Genomic DNA, 21,305 nt, shown 5'->3' with positions numbered 1-21,305 from the left:
GATGTGTTCCTCTCTGATGGATGGGAAGGCTGATTTGGATGATGCCGTGTATGGTGTCTCGAGATGAGTGAGTCTCGGATGGGGCGAAAAAGGGTAGGCTCACGCCGAGTTATCAGCTTTCGTGTGGTTGTAAATATTGATATATGGACTTTATAGTGCGGCAACCTGCTTGCGCAGTTTGTCAAGTTCGATGTTGATTTTGTCGGACAAGTCGCGCTCCTCGATACCGCAGGAGAATTGGCCGTTGCTGTAGACGATCTTGCCGTTGACTATGGTAGTGGAGACGTTTTCCTGGGAGGAGGAGTAGATGATTGTGGCGTAAGGGTCATGCATCGGCGTGGATTTGAGCTTTCGCGGTTCAAACAGGAACATGTCGGCTCGCTTGCCTACCTCGATGCTGCCGAGGCGATTTTCCATGCCTGCGGCCTTCGCGCCGCCGTTGGTCGCCATCTGCAAGGTCTGTGGTGCGGTGATGCGGGCTGCGTCACGGGTGAATCCCTTCTGGATAAGCGCGGCGAATTTCAGGCTCTCCAGATAATCCGTGGTGTTATTGCTGGCCGCGCCATCGGTGCCGACCGATACGTTCACTCCGGCATCGAGCGCTTCTCGAATAGGTGCCGCGCCCGAGCCGAGGTACATATTGGATACTGGGTTGTAGCTGATGGAAACGCCATTGTCGGCAAAGCGGCGGATTTCATCATTCGTAAGGTTCACGCAGTGTGTGGCGAGCATTCTGTCAGACAGAAAACCCATTTCGTCAAGCATCGGCACGATGTCTTGCCCGTAGTTGCGTTGGCACATGTCATCATCGACTTCAGTTTCGTCGATATGCATGGCGTAGCGCACGTTTTCGGCATTGCAATACTCCAGCATCGTGCGATAGCCTTCCTTGGTGGTGGACCAGGTCACGTCCGGGCCGGTCCAGATAGACAGCATGTCACCTCGATTGGCGTAGGTTTTGCGCAGACGGCTTACTTCCTCCATGGCCTGACTGGCCGGTTGGATGAAGCATGCCGGCATGCCGTAATCCTTGCCGCAGTCTTGGAAGGTGCGGATGAAGATGCTGCGGATACCGGTGTCTTCCATGCCGGCGATGCATCCGTCTGCCAGCTCGGGGTCCTGATTGGTGTAGAAGAATTCACAGAGCGTGGTGCATCCGCTTTTGATAGCTTCCATGCAGGTTAACTGTGCGGCGAGCCGCTGCTGGTACGGAGTCATGAACTGTCCATAAGGGAGCGCGGACAAGTTGAGCCATTCGATGAGGCGATGGTCTGCGCCCAATCCCTTGAGGAATGATTGGAAGATATGGGTATGGGTGTCGATGAAACCAGGGAATAGTACCTGACCGGATGCGTCGATGGTATCCGAAGCGGTGATGTTCTCTGGTGTTGTCCCTTGGCCGATTGCTGCGATATCGGTGCCATTCACGGCTACCCAACCTTGGGGAATGCGTGTCATGGTGCTATCCATGACGCAGATATCCGCATCCTTGATGAGTAAATCGTAGTGAGTCACGTTTCCTGCCTTCCCTAGAGGCCATGTGGAAACGAAGCATCAGTCGAGATTCAACGTTCCGCGCATGGCACGGTTATGGTTGTCTCGGCAAGATTCTGCGGTGTAGCGCGGTTAATGTATCCGGCACGCTCGCATCACCAAGCCTCCGCGTTTTGGTGTGAAGGAAAACGAGGAAAACTTGTGATTCATAAGATAGGCATGCTTTGTAAACGGCCTCGCGTCCACCGGTAACCGAATCGAAACACGTATAGGCGGGCGACTTCCAGCTATGCGCGACATTGCGCGCCATCGCGGGTGATTGGTAGTGGCGCACGAAGTCGCACGTTACAGCGATATGACGAAGGGTCCGGATTCAATTTGTAAGTGCAACGCCCATGTTGGTCCTGCAATTCTAGCAGTTCGCCGACGCGCCGCCAGTTCTACAAGCCTGACGAAGGCATTGCACTTACAAATGAACAACGGGTGGCACCATACATCATGATGAACGAGTAAGGTTGACGGGGAGGGGAAATCACATGAACCAGGCATGCGTACACAACAACACCATTGACGCGGGCAACCATCATGGCCGGCCGCAATATCGGCCGTTCCTGCGATTTCTGACAACGCAGGAACGCAACGTCATTTGGCTGTTGCTGGCCATCGCTTTTCTTCCGGTGGACGGCACTACGCTCGGCCTGTACGCGCCGTTCTGGTCGCCAATCAGTCCGGCGCTGTTCGCCGTGTACTGCCTATGCAATTGGCGTCAACTGCGCATCGCAGCCAACCGGTACCTGCCAATGTTCCTCCTACCAGTGGTCTGCATAATCCTGTCCATCCCGGGATGGCTGAAATTCGGCATCCACCTCAACGCCGCGTTCATGAGCATCACCGGATTATTGGGCGTGCTCGCCACTTTGGGTGCGATCGCCATTGCGTTCGGCATCAAACGCATTCCGTGGCGTACGCCATTGCGGATTCTCATCGCTTCTTACTGGTTCTCCTTCGGCGTGGGCGTGGTGCAATGGCTATCCATCCATCTGCATATCAAGACGTTGACCGACTATTTCGCGCACCTCATGTACCGGCAGTACATCAATGAAAGCTCGGTGTGGGGCGGTGGTCGCCCGCAGTTCCTGTTCGCGGAGCCCAGCTATATCGGCATGCACCTGTTCGGCGTATTGCTGCCGCTTATGTGGCTTATGCGTGGGCGCGACCGTATCTATGCCAAGCGGTTGCGCAACCTCATCGTTGTGTATGCGATTGGCGCTGTGCTGATGCAGGCCGGCACCCGGATCGTCCTTGATTCGGTGGTGGCGTTGCTGGTTGCCATTATTGTGCATAATTCGTGGTGCGACAAGAAACAGCGTGTGCGTGGTGTTGCGCAGCTGCTGGGTGCGGTTATGCTTGGTCTGCTGGGCGTGCTTGCCGATTCCCGACTATCTTCGATTGCGGAAAACGGTGCCGAAGGAGACGGATCGTTCTTCGCGCGAATCTACCAGAGTCTTGACCCGATATGCGGGTTGCTCGCCCATCCGTGGACGGTGTTTACCGGATATGGCTCCGGCAATATCATCAACGCGGTATGGGCCGGTGCGAAGCATGCGGGACGATTGTTGAATGGCTTGGGCATGAATGGAAGTGCTGCGGTGGGATTCGCGGCTGGCATGAATGCGGACACCGTATGGACGATGTGTGCGTATACCAATACTGGTTCCGTATCGATGCCCACAAGGTGCTGGAGGAAGTGCTGTGGATGTTTCGGTCTGCGACCAATCGGCGCACTGTAGTGTTCGAACGTGAAATCGGAAAGAAGACTAAGATCGGCGCTCAATTCCCCAACATAGGGAAAATCGCTCACCTTGTTCGGGAGAACGCGCTTCTTCTCTCGGCCGCGGCCGCACTGAACATTACAAGTGTGATACCTGCATACAACATTATTGCAAACAGTATCCAGTGCTATCTCGCCGTGGATTTCGATAATTCCTTCGGGGTTTTTATACACCGAATCCGCAAGAATCCAGGCCGGGCATTGTTGCTGTCGAAACTGATCAGAGTGGCCGATCTCGGTATAACCGATGTCGATTTCGAAGAAAAAGACGTTCCGGAAGAACTGCTGGAAGAACTGCGAAAGCTGGAGGAAAGCGGGGTGTCGGGCAGTTCGGTCCCAACAGTTGATGAGGCATTAGGCGATTCCAGCGCATCGTCTTCCCCTAAGTACTTTATGCCCCGCGTACTGTTCAGCCATCAAGGAAAAGGCGTTATCCGTCAGCTTTCAGAACAGTGGGAATCGCAAGGTACCAAAAACGTGATGCTGCTACTTGACTGGGTGCTTGATTCATTGGAGCGGCCCTCAATCACATTGCTTGATGAGACGGACGTCAGCATCAGTACGAGTCTATTCTCTGAAATCATCAGGCTGTATAGGGATCCGGCAACGAATCCCAACAATTCGCAGCTGATTTTTACCACGCATAATGAGACGTTGATGAGTGCGTCGGGCGCTGATGATCGGTTGCTGGATCGAGACCAGATATGGATTGTGAAGAAGGATCCCAATACGGGTGAATCCACGCTGAATTGGCTGATGGATTGGAGCCCAAACTCCAAGGAGAATTATGGGAAGAACTACCGTCATGGCGTATATGGTGGTCTTGCGCAGCCGAATCTGTATGCGACTGTGAAGGATTATTTCGCTAATGCCAAAGACGCTGAAAAAGAAGCTTAACGCTGATATGCAGTTTCTCTGATCGTACATTAGGCAAAACGGAATACGCGAATGACCTCTGAGGGGGGGTAATGGTACGTAGTCCAAATGCCGGGCATCGGGGGAAATCAAAGCCAAGGAGCAAGCGGTTCCTCATCTACAGTGGTGGCATTGTCACAGAAGTGGAATACTTCCAATATGTCAGACGGCATTTGTTCGGAGACTATGTAAGGAATCTTCGGATTAAAAGCGGCGAGGTGCGTGATCCGGTTTGTGTGGAGGCAGAAGGAGTCGATCCAAAGACTCTTGTGGATGACGCGACAAGGCTGTTGCGCGAGGATAAGAAGGATGCGAAGAAAGAGTCGTATGATCCATTCGCTGTAGTGTGGGCGGTAGCGGACGTGGACGATTTCGGCAAAAATGGTGACAAACTACGTGCGGCCGTAGATAAAGGATATCGAAGTGGCGTTGAAGTAATCATCTCCAATCCATGTTTTGACGTATGGTTGATTGACCACAAGCAGTCATGTCCTCTGTCATACACCGAGACTTCGGAATGCGAGAAGCTTGCGAAAAACCTTCAGCTGATTGACATGAGTCGAAATCGAAATAATCCTAAGCATATTTGTCAGAAATCGATAGCTGGGAAGTATGCCGCGGCAGCTAAAAATGCGCAGAAGCATATGAATGAGCGACATCGTCTGATACGAGACAACAGACCTTCTAGCGGGGATTATGCGCCGTGGACGGACATTCCCAAAATTGTGGATACGCTGATTGACGAGTACCGAACATTGATCAATAAGGGTGAAGAGGAAACGCTGTAAGCGCATGTGAACAATCACCAGAGAGTTTCTTGAGAAGAGGGAGTAACCCTTCTCTCCGCGAAGATGGTTGTGTTCCTGCATCTTCGGATCTTCGGGTAACGCATAACGATGGTTCAGCAGACCGCGGAATCTGCCATAAATGAGCAGAGTAACGCTTCAGGAACCATAAAAGCCAGTTCACGTCAGTCAGGCCACGGCGACTGACGTGAACCTATGGCAGTTGCGTCACCTCAGAGAGTCCTTGGGCGGCAGAATTTCCTCTACGGGAAGCTCATTCAGCAGGTTCTCCGCAAGGTATATGGGCTGCGCCTCTCCCTGGCTCTTGTGGTATCGCACGATGACTCGGCCGCAGAATTTGCGGTATTCTGGCAGTTCCTCGCCTTCGTAGCCGACGTAATGCTCTGCTTCATTGTCTTCCTCCGGGCGGTCGAGCGTGTTGCTGATGCGCTTGATGCAGGTGAGCACCCAAAGATCCTTGTCAATCGGAAGACGGGCCAGACCAATCACATTCCATCCCTTGTGCAGGTGCTCCGCGTCCCTCCCGTCTTCGTTCTTCTTACGGGCCAGGATCCATGCGGTATTGAACATGTCGGGGTCTTTCTGGAACTCCTCGGCAGGATTGTACCCGTTATAATCCGTGCAGCAGCGAATCTTCGTCCTGCGAATTTCCTCATCGGTGAGGTGGAGCAGGTCATTAAGCATAATATCGTCACTCATGCTTTAAGTATAAGCATATGTGCCAGCGCTTTGATAGTTCAGGGTTTTGAGAGCGGCTATAGGTACAAAAATTGGATTATTCGGGGATCCTATTGAGACACGCTGAGTTGGCATTACTGATATGTGTGACTAAATTTTTAATGCGATAAAGCTGAGCGTTGTTCAGTTCGCAAAAGCCGTTTCCTGGTTATTGGGAGACGGTTTTCGTGCATTTAGGGTGTTATGTTGAGACCATTCATGGCGGCGGAATGCCATATATAGCGGCTTAACAGGCGCGGTCTGCGAACCGATACGTGCACTCCGGTTCCTCTGATTCGGTTTTGAAGTCATATGGTGGCTCCGGTATCGAAGCGAGCGGCGCTAAAATCCCTGGAAACGAGCGACGCCTTGCGCTCTGCGGGGAGAGACAGTAAAATAAATTCTTCCGAAATTAACTCCCGTATACTTAGATGCGGGAGTTTCCGGAGTAAAAGGAGGAGCCATGAAATCGATACAAGTAGCGAATGCTTTCATTCTTCGCCATGGCTCTGATATCGACATCACGAATCTTGTGCTGAACAAGCTCGTTTATTTCGCGCAGGTTGAATCCCTGCGCGAAACCGGAAAGCCGTTGTTCGAAGACAAGATTGAAGCATGGCCCTACGGCCCGGTTGAGAAGAACGTTTACTTCGCTTTCCAAAAGTATGGGCGCAACAGGATTCCTAAGCCTGAGGGCGAAGTTACGAAGGATGAACGGACTTTATCCGTTGTTGACAGGACGGCAAGGAAATACGGTTTTCTTACGGCATTCGATCTTGTGGGGTTCTCCCATCGAAAAAACTCCGCTTGGAAGAATGTCTACAGGGAAGGAGAAAACGTCGAAATCACCAACGATGCCATTCTCGCATCCGACGACGGTCTGACCTTCCCCAAAAACACTCTTGCATCCAGTTTGGATGAAGTAAATGCAAAGTGGCGGAACACCTTCAGGATTCTGCGCAATGCCTGAGCGATACACTAACGAGTGGTGGCATATCCAAGTGCCGCCACTCGTCTTTCCATCCGATGACCTCGTTGAGGCAATGGCGCAGGCAATCGTTCAGGTACACAGGAGGCAGCTTAAAGACACCGGCGGCTTCACTGTGGAAAGAGCCGATGACATCGGTTCCGTAAGCAGCGTTGTTGACTCGACCTTTCTGCCGGTATTCGGACAATCGCCGAAAGAACGATTCGAGGATCTGTTCCGACAAGTGGCTCATCTCACCTTTCACCTAGCCAAAAATCATTATTTCGCCGACGGCAACAAGCGCACCGCAATGGCCATATCTTTGGCCATCCTGAAAATGGAAAGAATCGATTTGGATATCGATGATGATCCAGAGCCAGAACGAAATACTCTATATAAACTCATTTCCAGGCTGGTGACGGAAGAAATCACGGAAGAACAATTTGCCGCAAGCCTGAGAGAAAGCGGACGTTTGGTCGATGAATAATGGCAGGTTGCCGTCTGCTCTATCTACCGGATCAGCCTCCGCATGTCCGATTCGGCATCAGTCGTTCCGCCATCCACCCAGCCAACAACAACCGCCATGACCCATTTCCTCGCATACCTGATCGCCGTCAACCTGGTGACATTCCTGACACTCGTCGTCACCCATCGCACCATACGAACCCCCGACGGCCGTCGCAGCAGCACCCGCAACCGCAACATTCGTGGCAACAGCCGTCAACCTGCCGATTCGCCGGCCGCACGCGTTCTCACCGCGCTCATGCCGCTGCTCGCGCTCGCCGGTGGCTCAGTCGGCATGCTGCTGGGTTTGATTCTGTGGGAGCGAAACGTCAACAAACATAACGTCGCCTGGTGGTTCGAAACGGCGGTGGGACTTGTGGCGTGGGGCATGGTGTGCGCCTGGAAATGCGGCCTCGTGTCGTTCAACGGAGCCGGCATGTTCCGTGCCTTCAACCCTGTTATGCTGCGGGGCCTTGGGATCTATCTGCTCGTGATGAACTGCGTCACCTTGCTGGTGTTCGCCGCCGATAAGAGAATCGCGATCGCCAACGGCGAGGCTCCCCGGAACCGCGGTGGGAGAGCGGGCTCCGGCCGATCCAGCGGAGGAAGCTGGAGCCGGGTGCCGGAATCATGGCTGATGGGGCTGTCGTTCATGGGTGGTGCCCTCGGCGGCATTATTGCCATGCGGCTATTCAACCACAAGACTAGGGACTGGTATTTCGCGTGGGGGTTGCCCGTGTTCGTTGTACTGCAGACCGTGCTGTTCCTGTACCTGCATGCAGGAGGTCTGTTCTAGAGCGGGCTGCTCGAAGTATGCTGGTTTGCCTGGACGATCGGGGTACGACTCGGCTGGGTAATAAGAACGGTGCGGATCCGAGGTGCCGCCAATCAAATGCGCTACGGGGTTGCTTGGGATTTCAGGGAGTTCGGAAAGCCGGCAGACGGCGCCCTTGCTGCTGCCGGCTTGAGCTGAAGCAACCGGTGCTTGAGGCGATCAGTATTTGTTGGCGCCCTCGCCAATGAAGTTGACGGTGAATCCGCGGTGGTAATGCAGGAACATGTCGGCGCCGTAGCGGTCGACGGGGCGGTGGGTGAACAGCATGCGGATGGCGAATGCGGTCTGCACGTCATCCGGCAGATTCATGAACTCCTTGTGGGCGTCCCAATACGGATGCATGGTGATGGCCGCGTCCGGCACGTAGGCGTATCCGTAGCCGTCCTCGTTCACATAGCCCATGAACGGCAGATCCCAAGCGTCATGATCGGTGAGCTCCTGCTTGAAATTCTCTACCTTGGCGAGTGCTTCATCGCTGATGCCCAGGTTTTTCGCCACCTTGTTGGCTTCGGCTGTTTTGGCGTCGGCGTCCTTGTCGAACATGTCGAGATTCACGGTGATGACGGTTTTCTCGTTTGCCATGGATAATGCCTTTCTACGAGCCGCGCATAATGTGCATTATGCATGTTCGTTTGTAGTCGCAAATGAACATTATGTATGACTGGTTTGTGTTGTGTGGGGTGAACGCTTGCTGTGTTCGCTATTGATGCTACCACGCATATAGAAGGTGAAATGGTTGAAAAATGAACTTTTTGTGTACTGTGGTTTTGTGAATCGTTGTCATAGCTGGGTTTACGGCAAGTGCCAGGCGGTTTAAAAAAGATAACATTAAGCGTGTTGTCTTTTTATGATATTCCGTGTTCTGTTAATGTTCGAATGAACATTTGAAGCCGTGAATCGTTGTGGCAATATCATCCGTTGCGCGGTGAAATCAATGGGTGCATATAGTGCAATGTCGAGTAGGGTTGGTTGCGGAAAGGGGCGCGTGTGATTCGACCGAACAATAGTGAATGCGAAGTGGCTGCCAAGGCCAAGGCTGGCGTCGCAATTGATGATGCCGCTGCACAGGCGCAAGCGAGCGGCAGACAATCGGCGGGGCACGCCGTTTCCTATCGCCCAATGCTGCGATTCCTGACGACGCAGGATCGGAACGTCATCTGGCTGTTGCTGGGCATCGCGCTTCTCCCGGTGGACGGCACCACGCTCGGCCTGTACGCGCCGTTCTGGTCGCCGATCAGTCCCGCGCTATTCGCCGTCTACTGCCTATGCAACTGGCGGCAACTGCATATCGTAGCCGTGAAGTATCTGCCTATGTTCCTGCTGCCGGTCGCCTGCATCATCCTGTCCATCCCTGGGTGGCTGCGCTTCGGCATTCATTTCAACGCCGCATTCATGAGTCTCACCGGGCTGTTCGGTATGCTCGCCACGTTGGGCGCGCTTGTCATCGCCTTCCATATCAAACGCATCCCCTGGAACATGCCGATCCGGCTGCTTATCGTGGCCTATTGGTGCTCCTTCGCCGTGGGTGTCGTGCAATGGTTCTCCATCCATCTGCGGTTCGAGCCGCTCGTCAACTATTTCTCGCATCTCATGTACCGCCAGTACATCACCGATAGTTCGGTGTGGGGCGGCGGTCGGCCGCAATTCCTGTTCGCGGAACCCAGCTATATCGGCATGCACCTGTTCGGCATACTGCTGCCCCTCATGTGGCTGATGCGAGGTCGCGACAGCATCTATGCCAAACGGCTGCGTGACCTCATCGTCGTCTATGCGATCGGCGCGATGCTGATGCAGGCTGGCACCAGAATCGTCATCGACTCCGTTGTGGCGCTGCTGGTCGCCATCATCGTGCACAACACGTGGCATGATCGGAAGCAACGACTGCGTGGCATGGCGCAGCTTGCCGGAGCATGCCTGCTTGGTCTGCTGGGCGTGCTTGCCGATTCCAGACTGTCTTCCATTGCCGAAAACGGCGCGCAGGGAGACGGTTCGTTCTTTGCGAGAATCTACCAAAGCCTCGATCCGCTCTGCGGCCTGCTCGCCCACCCATGGACCATGTTCACCGGTTATGGTGCGGGCAATATCATCAATGCGGTGTGGGCTGGCGCATCCAAGGCCGAGCAGCTACTAAATGGTCTTGGCATGAACGGCGGCGCGGCCACAGGATTTGCGGCCGGCATGAATGCGGACACCGTATGGACGATGTGTGCGTATACCAGCGTCGTCGCAGAATACGGATTGATCGGCCTGGTTCTGCTGGTCATCGCTTCCATAGTTTCCATGACACATGTTTTCGATACTGCAGCTGCCGAGCATGGTGTTTGGAGCAAGACTGTTATCTGCTGGCTTGTCCTGATCGTGTACCTGTATATCCAATGCGAGAACTACGCGTTCGCCGCGCTGCCATTGTTTATCTTCGCGGCAAGCAAGCTGCGCGAGTAACCGTATTTGACGGGGTGCGGATGTCTTCTTCTCGATAACGTACAGTTAGAGAAGCCGCTATCGCAAATATTCTTTAACCTGTCCACAAGGCGGCTGACATTAGTAATCATTTGGGTAGGTAATGCGACTGTTCGGTTTTTGAGCCTTGCCGCTCTGGAGCTGCCATAAGCGAAATGAGACGTGTTTCGTTGCTGAGGGTGCAGTGGCCACGGCCTGTTCGGACCGCAGCTCCTCGATACTTATATGCAAGACGGCAGTCGATGGCCGTCTATGCTGGGCGAAGTGATCTGAAGTGATTTACAAGCTGCGGATTTGCGAGCCGAACGGCCATAGCGCTAATTTGGCCATCTTGAATGATTGAATACCGAACGGAATACCAATGATGGTGACGCAGTTCAGCAGGCCGGCGCCCACATAGCCGATCGCCATCCATATTCCGGCCAGCACCCCCCCCGTGTTCACCGTCATGATCGCCCTCGGCGACGACATAGTGCTCGCCAGCGACGGCTACCCCTTCCTCGAACCCACGCTTGACCAATCCGAAAGGGCGCTCGCGGAACTCAAAGCCAGCGACCCGCATCTCATCAGCCGTTTCCCCACGACCAAAGGCTTCGAACCAGGGCTCGACTCCTTCGACGACCGCGCGTACCTGCGCTTCACCGTCGGCCCCCCGAACACACAAGCGTAAACGCTTGCGGTGAGCGCTTATGAAAGTGTTGATGCAAAAACCGGTTTTGCTGGAAATAATCCCCCCGTAGCCGTAAACTGCGAATGATTGAGACAGTCAGACAGGAGAGAAGCGTGGCTGAAGACAAAGCCCAACAAAACAGCATTCTTATCCCGGAGAACCGTATCGATGCAAACCCGCAGAATGTGGTTCTCGCGGAACGATCAGAATCGGATGCAGACGAAGGCATGACCCTGATGGATCTGATCCGCATCGTCGGCAAGCACATGTTCACAGCGATTCTGGTGTTCGTTCTCGTGGTCGTCGGCGTAACCGCATACACGCTGACCGCGCAGAAGAAATACACGGCAACGGCCCAGCTGTTCGCCAGCTACAACAACACCACCGCCGACGCGCTCGACAGCAGCGTGAGCAGCCAGAGTACAGCCGGCGCCTACATCGCCACCCAGCTCAAGAGCTACCCGGATCTGGTCAAAACCGAGGCCGTGCTCCAACCGGTGATCAACGAACTGAACGACAACTCCATCACCACCGACGATCTTGCCACCATGGTAACCGCCACCAACCCCACCGACACCTACATGCTCAACGTCTCCGTTGAAGCCACCAGCCCGGAACAGTCCGCGCAGCTGGCGAACGAAGTGTCGCAATCCCTTTCCAAAGTGGTCTCCTCCGAGCTGTACGCCTCCGGCAAGAAGTCCATGGTGAAACTGTCCGTGGTACAGAAAGCCAAGACACCCACCTCCCAAAGCTCGCCAAACACCAAGCTCAACATCGCCGTGGCTGTTGTCGCCGGCATCGTACTGGGCATCTTCGCGGCACTTGTACGCGACCTGCTGGCCCGCAAGCTGCAGGACCTCATGGACCTGCAGTCCATCGACCCCAACGGCAGCATCGCCGGCATTATCCCCAAGGACGAAGTGCTTAACGTCACCAAGCCGGTTATCGTCACCAAGCCGGACAGCCCCATCGCCGAGGAATTCCGCCGCATGCGCACCAACCTGTCGTTCGTCACCTCCAAAGACGGCGACAAGGGCCGCCTGATCGTAATCACCTCGTCCATGCCGTCCGAAGGCAAAACCACTGTGTCATGCAATCTTGCGGCCGCGCTCGCGGAGAACGGCGCATCCGTGCTGCTCATCGACGCCGATCTGCGCCACCCGTCCGTGGCCAAGCGTCTTGGTCTCGAAGGTGGTGTTGGTCTTGCTCATGTGCTGAGCAATCAGGCCAGCGTCAAGGACGTGGTGCAGCGTTACTGGAAGCCGAACCTGCATATCATGCCCGCCGGTCCGCGTATTCAGAACGCCTCCGTGCTGCTCAACTCCCGCATCATGCACGAACTAGTGCATCAGGCCGTGCAGCAGTATGACTATGTGATCATCGACACCACGCCCATGTCCGTGGCGAACGATGCCGCCGTATTCGGCCAGATGGGCAACGGCGTGGTCATGATCTCCGCACGTGGAGTGACCTATAAGAGCGCGTTGCGTGGCGCCGTCAACGAACTTCGCGATCTCGACGTGCCGCTGCTCGGCTACGTGTTCAACCTTGCCGACGAGAAGCGCAACCGTGGATACGGCAACTATTACTACTACGGTTCGTACTACTACAAGGGCGAATACGGCAAGGAAGACAGCAAGAAAGACAGGAAGCGCCGCCGTTCGCACAGGCGTGGCAAGTGATGGCACGAATGCGCGCCATATGCCTGACGACTTGTCGTGACAAGTGATTCCAAACTGATCGAGTCCCCGTTTCTTTTGGAGCGGGGACTCGTCATATCTGAACGAATGTTGCAGCGCTGGCCGTTGTGCGCTGTGAAGTGTGCGTGACTGGGTGCGCGCCTGCTTGCAGGAATTCAGGCCACCGCCGCGGCGATGCGCTTAAGGGCACGCACGGTTTCATTATGCGCAATGATGTACGCTTCCATATCCTTACCCTGTGGATCTTCGATGTCCGCCGGGATGGAAATCGACATTCGTAGCAGGGGAGCGGCATTGGCCACGCAAAGAATCCTGTCTTCAGCGGTCTATCGCCAATCTTGACAGTACGGTCAGGAATCTTGATAGGCATGTCGGCATCGCCTATGCCAATACCAGCAACCCCGTCTGGCGCATGATGAGCGGCATGCCGCAGTACGGTGGTAATGTCGCCGCCATCCGTACCGCCGTGGATGCGTTGCACGATCATGTCTCATGATGCGTTGCCGTTGATGGTCGACGCTATGGGAGATGTCGATTTGACACGATTCAGCGTCGAGGAATCCACGCGGCAATCGCCATAGCATGAAAGGTCTCCCTCGGGAGGCCTTTTTGTTGCCGTTAACCGTATGCTTCTGCAACATGTTGTAGTTCGGTTCTACGGTCAACATGCCAGCTGCGGGGCGCAGGAAACAAGCGAAAAAAGAACCGGGATGGAAAAACGATGAACAAGCGGCACGACAAGGAAACGGCGGGAATCGGTTTTCGACGGTTGGCCACGACAATACAGCAAGAAAATACAACGGATAAAAAAAGAAGGTAGGGACGCCGTTGTCCCTACCGAAGATGCACTTGTGACAGGATATGATTACGTGATGTGATTGCGGATGCCCTCAACTGCCTTCTCGTATTACTCTTCCCAAGAGCATATGTTACCCCACAATATGGTATTTGGGCAGCACTATCTCAAAATTGGCACCTCGGGAATCGTCCACCACCTGAACGGTGCCCCCATGCAATTGTGCGGCCCACCGTGCGATGGACAGGCCTAGCCCAGTACCGCCGGACTCCGTGCCTGGGCCGGTTTTGGCGCGGACGAATCGGCGGAAGATATCGGAGCGTGAATCCGGTGAGATCTGCGAGCCGAAGTTCACCACGTTGGTCACCACAGTGCCATGCGGAATATCCTCATGCGCCTCCACCAGCACATTCGTGCCGTCGGGGGAGTGCTTCAACGCGTTGCCGATGATATTGGTGAACAGCTGGCGCAGACGATCCTGGTCCCCTTCGATCATGATGCCGTCGGGAACGTTCATTTCGATGATATGCGCATGCCCGCCGTCGGCGATCTCCAGCGGTTCGATGGTGTCGTCAAGAAACTCGGCGAAGTTGAACCTTTCGATATCCAGGCTGGCGGCTCCGGCCTCCATGCGGCTCAGATCCAGCAGGAACGCGATCAGATCGCTTAGCCGGTGCGTCTGGTTGAGAATGCTTTCCAGATTCGCCGGTGTCGGCTCGGTCACACCGTCCGCCATGTTCTCCACCTGTGCCTGCAGGGCGGAAACGGGTGTGCGCAGCTCATGACTCACGTTGGCGATCATGTCCATGCGCATCTTGTCCGCATGCTGCAGTTCGGCGGCCATCTCGTTGAACGACCGCGCCAACTGCTCCACCTCGTCGTGGCTGGAATCGTCGATCGGCACGCGCACGCTGTAGTCGCCGTTCGCCATGGCCTCGGCAACGTCACGCAATTGACGTAGACGTGCGGTCAGACCGCGGGAGAACGTATAGGTGAAGCTCAATGCCACCACCAGTGTAAGGGGCATGGCGATCCACCAGCTCAGATCGAGCTTGAGCAGGATCCAGCACACCAGGAACGCGATCGCCGTGGCGATCACGATCAGGGCACTGAGCTCCATTTTGAGGGAGCGAAGGAACAAGATAGGGCGCACGCCGGTACGACGTGCGCCCTGAAAGCGCGGTTTACGCTGTTTGACGTTCATCAACAACCTTGGGTAGAAGCCTTATTCGCCGTCGGATGGCGGCTCAAAGGCATATCCTACGCCATGCACCGTGCGAATCATGTCAGGGCCGAGCTTGTGTCGCAACGCCTTGACATGGCTGTCTACGGTACGGGTGCCGGAGGCATCCACCCAATCCCACACCTCTTCGAGGAGCTTCTCACGGGTGAGCACGGACTTCGGCTTTCGGGCGAGGGTCGCCAGCAGGTCGAATTCGGTGGGCGTCAGGTGAACATCCTTGCCGTTAAGGCTGACGGTGCGCTGTGCCGGATCGATGATCAGCGAGCCGAAGTCGAGAACCTTCTCGTTTTCCGCATTCTTGGCGATGACCTTTGCCCGGTCCACCCGGCGCAGCAGCGCCTTGCAACGGGCGATCAGTTCGCGCATGGAGAACGGCTTGGTCATGTAATCATCGGCACCGGCGCCCAGGCCGATCACCTTGTCCGCCTCATCGTCGCGTGCGGTGAGGATGAGCACCGGTACCGGGCGGTCGGCCACGATGCGTTTCGTGGCCTCAAGACCGTCCATTACCGGCAGCATGATATCCATGATGACCAGATCTGGCCTCAGCTGGGCTGCCGCCTGGACGGCACTCGCCCCGTCTCCGGCAACGCGTGCGGACCAACCTTCGGCGGTGATGCGCTGAGCGATTGCTGTGGCCAGCGTCGGTTCATCTTCGACGACCAGCACGGTGCGAGGCTGAGCCTGCTGTTGTGCTGTTGAGTTGAGCATTTCGATAGCTGCCTTTCAGCTGGGTATATCAGTTTTCCGGCTTCAAGAATACCGCAGCAAGCGCAGGAACGGTGATTCGTGCGGAAGCGGGGCGGGAATGGTATTCGCCGGCATCCGCTTCGAAGGTGCCGTTCGAGATGCCGGAACCACCGTACACGGTGGAATCCGTGGACAGCACTTCTGTCCAACGGCCGCCGTGGGGGAGTGCTACCTGATAATCGGACCATGCCTCGCCGGAGAAGTTCACCACCACGACGCATTCCTCGCCCTTGGTACCGATGCGCACGAAGCTCAGCGTGTTGTGGTCGGCGTCGTCGCTGGTGAGCCACTGGAAGCCGTCCGGGGTGAAGTCCTGGCTCCAGATGGCCGGGGTCTGCTTATACAGCTTGTTCAGGTCGGCTACGAGACGCTGCACGCTGGCATGCTCCTGCCAGTTCAGGCAATCCCAGTCGATGGAATTGTCATGATCCCATTCGCCCCATTGCGCAAGCTCGTTGCCCATGAAGGTGAGCTTCTTGCCCGGGTGCGCCCACTGGTAGGCGAACAGGGCGCGTACGCCGGCGTATTTCTGCCAGTTGTCGCCGGGCATTTTGCCGAACAGCGAGCCCTTGCCGTACACGACCTCATCGTGGCTGATCGGTAGCACGTAGCGCTCGGAATAGGCGTACACCATCGAGAAGGTGATCTCGTCATGATGCCATTTACGGTTGATTGGAGACTCATGCAGATATTGAAGGGTGTCATGCATCCAGCCCATGTTCCATTTGAGGCCGAATCCCACGCCGCCCGCATCGGTCGGAGCGGTGATGCCGGGGTATGCAGTGGACTCTTCGGCGATCATCATGATGCCTGGATTGTTCTTGTATGCGGTGGCGTTGGCCTCCTTGAGGAAGTCGATGGCCTCAAGGTTCTCGCGCCCGCCGTAGATATTCGGGTGCCATTGGCCGGGCTCACGGCTGTAGTCGAGGTAGAGCATGGAGCTCACGGCGTCGACGCGCAGGCCGTCCATATGGTATTCGTTCAGCCAGAAGCAGGCGTCGGCCACCAGGAAGTTGCGCACTTCGTTGCGCCCGAAGTTGAAGATGTAGGTGCCCCAATCCGGGTGTTCGCCGCGGGTGGGATCCGGGTCCTCATACAGTGGGGTGCCGTCGAAACGTCCCAGCGCGAAGGCGTCCTTCGGGAAGTGCGCGGGCACCCAGTCCATGATGACGCCGATGCCGGCTTCATGCAGTTTCTCGACCAGGTATTTGAAGTCGTCAGGACCGCCCAAGCGCGAATCGATTGCATAGTAGCCGGTGACCTGATAGCCCCAGGAACCGGTGAATGGGTATTCGGCCAGCGGCATGAACTCCACGTGGGTGAAGCCCATCTTCTGCACGTAGGGGACCAGCTTGTCGGCCAGCTCACGGTAGTTGTTCACGTCCTTGCGCCAGCTCAGTGCGTTGAGCTCGTAGATCGTCACCGGGCCGTTGTGCGGGTCGGTGGCCGCACGGCGTTCCATCCACTCCTCGTCATGCCACTCATGCTTGGAATCGACCACGACCGAACCGGTTGCAGGCGGGATCTCGTGGGAGCGTTCCATGGGGTCGGCTTTGTCGACCCACTCCCAATTGGCGTTCAGAATCTGGTACTTGTACACGTCTCCGGCCTTGACGCCCGGAATAAACAGCTCCCATACGCCGGAGGACCCGAGTTCGCGCATTGCATGGCAGCGGCCGTCCCAGCCGTTGAACGAACCGATCACGCGCACGGCATGCGCATTCGGCGCCCATACGGCGAAGGATACGCCGGTCACCTTTTCGCCAGGCGTGCCGTCCACGCCACCCATCGGATCGTCGTACTCGCGCACATGTGCGCCCAGCGCGTCCCACAGGCGTTCGTGGCGGCCCTCGCCGAACAGGTACATGTCCATTTCGCCGACGGTCGGCAGGTAGCGGTACGGATCGTCCTGAATGGTTTCGGGAACATCCTCGTAGGAGACTTTCACACGATAGTCCGGCACGGAGTATCCGCCGTCATCGTTGACAACGGAGGGGACAATGGCCACGAAAACCCCGTTGAATTCGTGCCTTGCCTCGTATTCGCCGGCCTGTGTCACGATGGTGACCGTTTTCGCAAACGGGCGCAAAACGCGGACCGTGGTGTATTGAGCCTGTTCGCCCTCGGCGAGATGTGCGCCGAGAATGGCGTGAGGATTATAGAAAGTGGCGTTGCTTACCTGATCAAGGTCGCCCTGATTGACCTGGACGGCAACGATATCGTCATTGATTGTCGTATTTGTGCTCATGGTCATTAGTGTACGGCTTTAATGCTTAAAAATGGAACATTTGGCGCGTCGAAGTGCAATTTTTCCGGACTTTTTCCCAAGTCCAGTGGCTATGGCATACTCGTTCAGGTTTTTTGTGTGTCCGCTCAAGCTCAATCGGAGGTTTCATGGGATACAAGGTCGGCGATATGGTCGTCTATCCGCGTCATGGCGCGGCAAGGGTTGAGGCCATTACCGAGCGGACGGTGCGAGGGGTGACCCGCGAATATCTGGAGCTTTCGGTGCTTTCAGCCGATGGCCTGGTTATTAATGTTCCGGTGGATAACGCCAAGAAGGTCGGCGTCCGTGACATTGTTGACGCCAACGAGGTGGCCAAGGTGTTCGAGATTCTTCGTACGCCGATCATCGAGAAGGAAATGAATTGGTCCAGGCGTTACAAGCTGAACGTCGAGAAGATTGCCACCGGCGACGTGAACAACATCGCCGAAGTGGTGCGCGACCTGGCTCAGCGCGACGTGGACGAGCATGGACTGTCGGCCGGCGAGAAGCGCATGCTCACCAAGGCCCGTTCGATTCTCACCTCGGAAATCGCTCTCAGCGAAAAGATCGAAGAGAGCGAAGCGCAGCGTCTGCTTGACGTGAATCTGGGGTACAGCCCCGCCAAGCCCGGCGATGAGAAGCATCACACCCAGGAGCCGGAAGAAGCCGCCAAAGACACTTTGGCTCGTGTGGAGGCTTCGAAGAAGTCGAAGAAGAAGTGATTCGGCTGGCACCTGCCGGTACCATATGAGATGTGAGGGAAGTCGCCCCAGTGACGGCTTCCTTTTTTCATATCGTTGCACGGTTTCATACTGTTGTGTATTGATGCGTATTGCCGGCTGGCTCTTGTGGCTTGGCCAGACGTGACTGGTGGAAAAGGAATGGAGAAGATATGACCATGCGCATAGGTCAAGGGTTCGATGCCCATCGCTTTATGGGAACGGATGGTACGGAGCCGCATATGGAACGCGAACTGTGGCTCGCCGGTGTGCGATGGGATGTTGAAGGTCTTGCCATTGAAGGCGACTCCGACGGCGATGTGGCCGTACATGCGCTGATCGACGCGTTTCTTGCCGCTGCCGGACTAGGGGATATCGGCTCGCTGTTCGGTGTGGGGAAGACATCACGGGGAGCCGGAATGCATGGTGCGGACATGTTGCGCGACACCGTCGAGCATCTGCGCTCCCACGGGTATACGCCTCAATCCGCGTCCGTCGTGATCATCGGCAACAGGCCGAAGATCGGCCCTCGCCGCGAGCAGGCCGCAAGCGTGTTGTCCCGAATTGCAGGCTGCCCGATATCCGTGACCGCAACCACCACCGATCACATGGGATTTACCGGGCGTGGGGAAGGCGTCGCCGCCATTGCCAACGCGCTGGTAGATGCCTGATGGCGAGGGATGCCGGGGCAGGCCGGACTACTTACGGCGAACGGCTTCGATGCCCTTGGCAAGCGCCCAGAACAGGGTGGACAGCGTGACGATGACGAAGCTTGGGGGAGCGGGGAACATCGCCGAGACCATAAGGCCTCCCCAGATGGCGGCCAAGCACAGCAGCCCCGACACCACCATAGATTTGAACGGCGTGCCGGTGAGGATGTTCGCCGTAGCCGCCGGCGTAATCACCAACGCGAAGATGAGCAGCGTGCCCACGGCCGGTACCGCGATGGTGATCACGCCAGCCATGATGGCCATGAACGCGATGTTCATCATGCCAATCGGCACGCCCTTGGCCTGCGCCACCTGCTCGTCCAGCGAGCTGAACAGCAGCGGACGGTAGATTACGGCAAGCACTACAAGCAGCAGCACGTCGAAGATCGCGAAACCGACGATCTGCCCGGTGGTAATCGTCAGAATCGAACCGAACAGAATCGATTGCATCTGCGATGACGCCGATGACGACAGTCTTGCGAAGAACAGGCCCAGGCCGGTGGCGAACGCCAGAACCGTTCCCGTGGCGATTTCACGTTCCGATACGCGTTTGCCCAGCGCGCCGATCACCAGTGCGCCGCCCAACGCGAATGCACCTAGGCCGAGCGAAACCGGCAGTCCGAGCAGTACGGCTCCGGTCGCGCCCGGCAAACCGATATGCGCCAAGGCGTGCGCGGCGAACGTGGAATGGCGTGCAATGGTGAAATAACCCATCACTCCGGCCGCGAACGCGATGCATAGTCCTGCGATGAAGGCGTTCGTCATGAACGGGGTGGTGAGCGTCTCCATCCAGTTTGGGTCGAAGCTGAAATCGATGTTGGTCATGGAAGGTCCTTGCTCGGATGATTAGTGGAATGGGCGCGGCAGGCTGAGTTCGCAGTGTTGGCAAAACCGGCCCGAACGGTGAAAGTCAGTGTGAGGAATACCTATGCATGCGTGCAAGCTCGTCGGCGGTGTGCATGTCTTGGACGGCGTCGGCAGGCTCGTCCGCCGTGGGCGTGACGAACATATCGCCCTGAGGCGTGGTGACCACCTGCACGTTGGTGCCGTACAAGTGGGTGAGCAGGTCGGAGTCGAGCACTTGGCGCATATCCGCGTAATGCGGATGCCCGTCGAGCAGATACACCGCGCCGGTCAGAATCGGCAGCAGCATGTTGAGATCATGCGCCACTACCTGGATGGTCATGCCGAGATCGCGGTTGAGCTGGTTGAGCAGATGCACTACGGAACGTTGCGAGGCAAGATCGAGGTTGGCAAGCGGCTCGTCAAGCATGAGCAGCTTCGGGTCGCAGACGATGGCCTGTGCGATGGCCACACGCTGGCGCAGGCCTCCGGAAAGCTCGGACAAGCGGTATTTCGCCTTGTCTGCGATGCCGACGAACTCCATGGCCTGATAGGCCTTGGCGCGTTGGGTGCGCGTGGTGGGGTGCAGGCCGAACCGGGTGCCGTTGAGTCCCAACAGCACTGACTGCTCAGCGGTGAGGTTCGATTCGATGTCGGCGGCATAGTTCTGCGGCACATAGCCGATGGAAGCGTTGGCCTGGCCTGCCGGAGCGCCGAGGACGGTGGCGCTGCCATGGCTTAACGGCAGCAGACCGAGCTCGACTTTCATCATGGTGGTCTTGCCTGCGCCGTTCGTGCCGACAATTGCGGTCACCGAGCCGGTGGGGATGGCGAAGGTGCCATGCTGCCAGATGGCGCGTTCGCCGCGTCTGACTGCGGCGTCGTTCAGTTCGATGGCGTAACTGGGCTGGTTATGCACGGCCGTACCTCCTTGACTGCTCGGGCATATCCTGATGTATTCGATTATCACAAATGATGCTGACAATCGTTTTCAATAAGAAAAGTTGGCCTGAAATGGACATCGCCATGGACGCTCGCTTTTCCAGCCGGGGAAAATACATCGCCGGAGCCTACGGCAA

The 21,305-nt window shown here is 56.4% G+C and carries 18 protein-coding genes and 2 pseudogenes; 11 read left to right on the top strand and 9 right to left on the bottom strand.

Features of this window, described 5'->3' with window-relative positions:
* Positions 1-150: 150 nt before the first annotated feature.
* Complete coding sequence (locus BBAG_RS05275; protein ID WP_003826789.1) at positions 151-1,515, bottom strand: amidohydrolase family protein; 1,365 nt, start codon at positions 1,513-1,515, stop codon at positions 151-153.
* Positions 1,516-2,030: 515 nt separating this feature from the next.
* Between BBAG_RS05275 and BBAG_RS08495 the strand changes: the two are divergent.
* The 3 genes and pseudogenes from BBAG_RS08495 to BBAG_RS05260 all read left to right on the top strand — a co-directional run.
* Positions 2,031-3,203: pseudogene (locus BBAG_RS08495) on the top strand (hypothetical protein); the annotation flags it as partial.
* 80 nt (positions 3,204-3,283) lie between these two features.
* Positions 3,284-4,222: an AAA family ATPase gene (locus BBAG_RS05265; RefSeq protein WP_003826787.1), complete on the top strand. Its 939-nt coding sequence runs from the start codon at positions 3,284-3,286 to the stop codon at positions 4,220-4,222.
* Between the two features lie 71 nt (positions 4,223-4,293).
* On the top strand, positions 4,294-5,028 hold the full coding sequence (locus tag BBAG_RS05260) for an RloB family protein (protein WP_003826786.1): 735 nt from the start codon (positions 4,294-4,296) through the stop codon (positions 5,026-5,028).
* 225 nt (positions 5,029-5,253) lie between these two features.
* Here BBAG_RS05260 and BBAG_RS05255 read toward each other — a convergent pair whose 3' ends face one another.
* Positions 5,254-5,745, bottom strand: coding sequence for a hypothetical protein (locus BBAG_RS05255; RefSeq protein ID WP_003826785.1), 492 nt, complete (start codon positions 5,743-5,745; stop codon positions 5,254-5,256).
* 481 nt (positions 5,746-6,226) lie between these two features.
* Between BBAG_RS05255 and BBAG_RS05250 the strand changes: the two genes are divergently transcribed.
* From BBAG_RS05250 to BBAG_RS05240, 3 genes are read left to right on the top strand one after another with little or no spacing between them, the layout of a single operon-like run.
* A complete protein-coding gene (locus BBAG_RS05250; RefSeq protein WP_003826784.1) occupies positions 6,227-6,733 on the top strand; it encodes a Panacea domain-containing protein in 507 nt (168 codons plus the stop codon).
* Positions 6,726-7,217 carry a type II toxin-antitoxin system death-on-curing family toxin gene (locus tag BBAG_RS05245; protein ID WP_003826783.1) on the top strand — a complete coding sequence of 164 codons (492 nt, stop codon included), beginning with the start codon at positions 6,726-6,728 and terminating at the stop codon, positions 7,215-7,217. The genes BBAG_RS05250 and BBAG_RS05245 overlap by 8 nt, the downstream gene beginning before the upstream one ends.
* Before the next feature lie 42 nt (positions 7,218-7,259).
* Entirely contained in the window at positions 7,260-8,030 is a 771-nt protein-coding gene (locus BBAG_RS05240) for a DUF1294 domain-containing protein (protein WP_231855847.1), read from the top strand.
* Positions 8,031-8,228: 198 nt separating this feature from the next.
* Here the strand turns inward: BBAG_RS05240 and BBAG_RS05235 are convergent, their stop codons facing one another.
* Positions 8,229-8,651: a hypothetical protein gene (locus tag BBAG_RS05235; protein ID WP_003826781.1), complete on the bottom strand. Its 423-nt coding sequence runs from the start codon at positions 8,649-8,651 to the stop codon at positions 8,229-8,231.
* Between the two features lie 405 nt (positions 8,652-9,056).
* Between BBAG_RS05235 and BBAG_RS05230 the strand changes: the two genes are divergently transcribed.
* Positions 9,057-10,511: a hypothetical protein gene (locus tag BBAG_RS05230; RefSeq protein WP_231855846.1), complete on the top strand. Its 1,455-nt coding sequence runs from the start codon at positions 9,057-9,059 to the stop codon at positions 10,509-10,511.
* 297 nt (positions 10,512-10,808) lie between these two features.
* On the opposite strand, the pseudogene BBAG_RS08315 reads toward BBAG_RS05230, so the two are convergent.
* Positions 10,809-10,958, bottom strand: a pseudogene (locus BBAG_RS08315) (YccF domain-containing protein); the annotation flags it as partial.
* A 7-nt stretch (positions 10,959-10,965) separates the two neighbouring features.
* Here BBAG_RS08315 and BBAG_RS05220 point away from each other — a divergent pair.
* Both BBAG_RS05220 and BBAG_RS05215 read left to right on the top strand, forming a co-directional pair.
* A complete protein-coding gene (locus BBAG_RS05220) occupies positions 10,966-11,199 on the top strand; it encodes a hypothetical protein (protein WP_033508390.1) in 234 nt (77 codons plus the stop codon).
* 227 nt (positions 11,200-11,426) lie between these two features.
* Positions 11,427-12,881, top strand: a complete 1,455-nt coding sequence (locus BBAG_RS05215) for a polysaccharide biosynthesis tyrosine autokinase (RefSeq protein WP_407921662.1) — start codon at positions 11,427-11,429, stop codon at positions 12,879-12,881.
* A 947-nt stretch (positions 12,882-13,828) separates the two neighbouring features.
* Here the strand turns inward: BBAG_RS05215 and BBAG_RS05210 are convergent.
* The 3 genes from BBAG_RS05210 to glgB all read right to left on the bottom strand — a co-directional run bounded on the left by BBAG_RS05210 (position 13,829) and on the right by glgB (position 17,936).
* Entirely contained in the window at positions 13,829-14,815 is a 987-nt protein-coding gene (locus BBAG_RS05210; RefSeq protein WP_407921656.1) for a sensor histidine kinase, read from the bottom strand.
* A gap of 105 nt (positions 14,816-14,920) precedes the next feature.
* On the bottom strand, positions 14,921-15,649 hold the full coding sequence (locus BBAG_RS05205) for a response regulator transcription factor (RefSeq protein ID WP_003826771.1): 729 nt from the start codon (positions 15,647-15,649) through the stop codon (positions 14,921-14,923).
* A 28-nt stretch (positions 15,650-15,677) separates the two neighbouring features.
* Complete coding sequence (gene glgB, locus BBAG_RS05200; protein ID WP_033508457.1) at positions 15,678-17,936, bottom strand: 1,4-alpha-glucan branching protein GlgB; 2,259 nt, start codon at positions 17,934-17,936, stop codon at positions 15,678-15,680.
* Between the two features lie 146 nt (positions 17,937-18,082).
* On the opposite strand from glgB, the gene BBAG_RS05195 reads away from it, so the two are divergent.
* Together BBAG_RS05195 and ispF are read left to right on the top strand one after the other, a co-directional pair.
* Positions 18,083-18,676 (top strand): CarD family transcriptional regulator, encoded by a 594-nt coding sequence (locus BBAG_RS05195; protein ID WP_003826768.1) that lies wholly within the window; start codon positions 18,083-18,085, stop codon positions 18,674-18,676.
* A gap of 170 nt (positions 18,677-18,846) precedes the next feature.
* Positions 18,847-19,344 carry a 2-C-methyl-D-erythritol 2,4-cyclodiphosphate synthase gene (gene ispF, locus BBAG_RS05190; RefSeq protein ID WP_003826767.1) on the top strand — a complete coding sequence of 166 codons (498 nt, stop codon included), beginning with the start codon at positions 18,847-18,849 and terminating at the stop codon, positions 19,342-19,344.
* Positions 19,345-19,371: 27 nt separating this feature from the next.
* Here ispF and BBAG_RS05185 read toward each other — a convergent pair whose 3' ends face one another.
* Positions 19,372-20,208, bottom strand: coding sequence for a metal ABC transporter permease (locus BBAG_RS05185; RefSeq protein ID WP_003826765.1), 837 nt, complete (start codon positions 20,206-20,208; stop codon positions 19,372-19,374).
* Between the two features lie 85 nt (positions 20,209-20,293).
* A complete protein-coding gene (locus tag BBAG_RS05180) occupies positions 20,294-21,145 on the bottom strand; it encodes an ABC transporter ATP-binding protein (RefSeq protein WP_033508388.1) in 852 nt (283 codons plus the stop codon).
* Positions 21,146-21,305: the final 160 nt, after the last annotated feature.

This window comes from Bifidobacterium angulatum DSM 20098 = JCM 7096, from assembly GCF_001025155.1.
Taxonomy (GTDB): Bacteria; Actinomycetota; Actinomycetes; order Actinomycetales; family Bifidobacteriaceae; genus Bifidobacterium; species Bifidobacterium angulatum.
This window is presented reverse-complemented; position numbering and strand designations above follow the sequence as displayed.

Excerpts from the sequence above, each read along its gene's own strand:
- BBAG_RS05185 (WP_003826765.1), bottom strand. The coding sequence starts at position 20,208 with ATGACCAACATCGATTTCAGCTTCGACCCAAACTGGATGGAGACGCTC.
- BBAG_RS05245 (WP_003826783.1), top strand. The coding sequence starts at position 6,726 with ATGCCTGAGCGATACACTAACGAGTGGTGGCATATCCAAGTGCCGCCA.
- BBAG_RS05205 (WP_003826771.1), bottom strand. The coding sequence starts at position 15,649 with ATGCTCAACTCAACAGCACAACAGCAGGCTCAGCCTCGCACCGTGCTG.
- BBAG_RS05260 (WP_003826786.1), top strand. The coding sequence starts at position 4,294 with ATGGTACGTAGTCCAAATGCCGGGCATCGGGGGAAATCAAAGCCAAGG.
- ispF (WP_003826767.1), top strand. The coding sequence starts at position 18,847 with ATGACCATGCGCATAGGTCAAGGGTTCGATGCCCATCGCTTTATGGGA.
- BBAG_RS05255 (WP_003826785.1), bottom strand. The coding sequence starts at position 5,745 with ATGAGTGACGATATTATGCTTAATGACCTGCTCCACCTCACCGATGAG.
- BBAG_RS05195 (WP_003826768.1), top strand. The coding sequence starts at position 18,083 with ATGGGATACAAGGTCGGCGATATGGTCGTCTATCCGCGTCATGGCGCG.
- glgB (WP_033508457.1), bottom strand. The coding sequence starts at position 17,936 with ATGAGCACAAATACGACAATCAATGACGATATCGTTGCCGTCCAGGTC.
- BBAG_RS05235 (WP_003826781.1), bottom strand. The coding sequence starts at position 8,651 with ATGGCAAACGAGAAAACCGTCATCACCGTGAATCTCGACATGTTCGAC.
- BBAG_RS05215 (WP_407921662.1), top strand. The coding sequence starts at position 11,427 with ATGACCCTGATGGATCTGATCCGCATCGTCGGCAAGCACATGTTCACA.
- BBAG_RS05250 (WP_003826784.1), top strand. The coding sequence starts at position 6,227 with ATGAAATCGATACAAGTAGCGAATGCTTTCATTCTTCGCCATGGCTCT.
- BBAG_RS05210 (WP_407921656.1), bottom strand. The coding sequence starts at position 14,815 with ATGGAGCTCAGTGCCCTGATCGTGATCGCCACGGCGATCGCGTTCCTG.
- BBAG_RS05240 (WP_231855847.1), top strand. The coding sequence starts at position 7,260 with ATGTCCGATTCGGCATCAGTCGTTCCGCCATCCACCCAGCCAACAACA.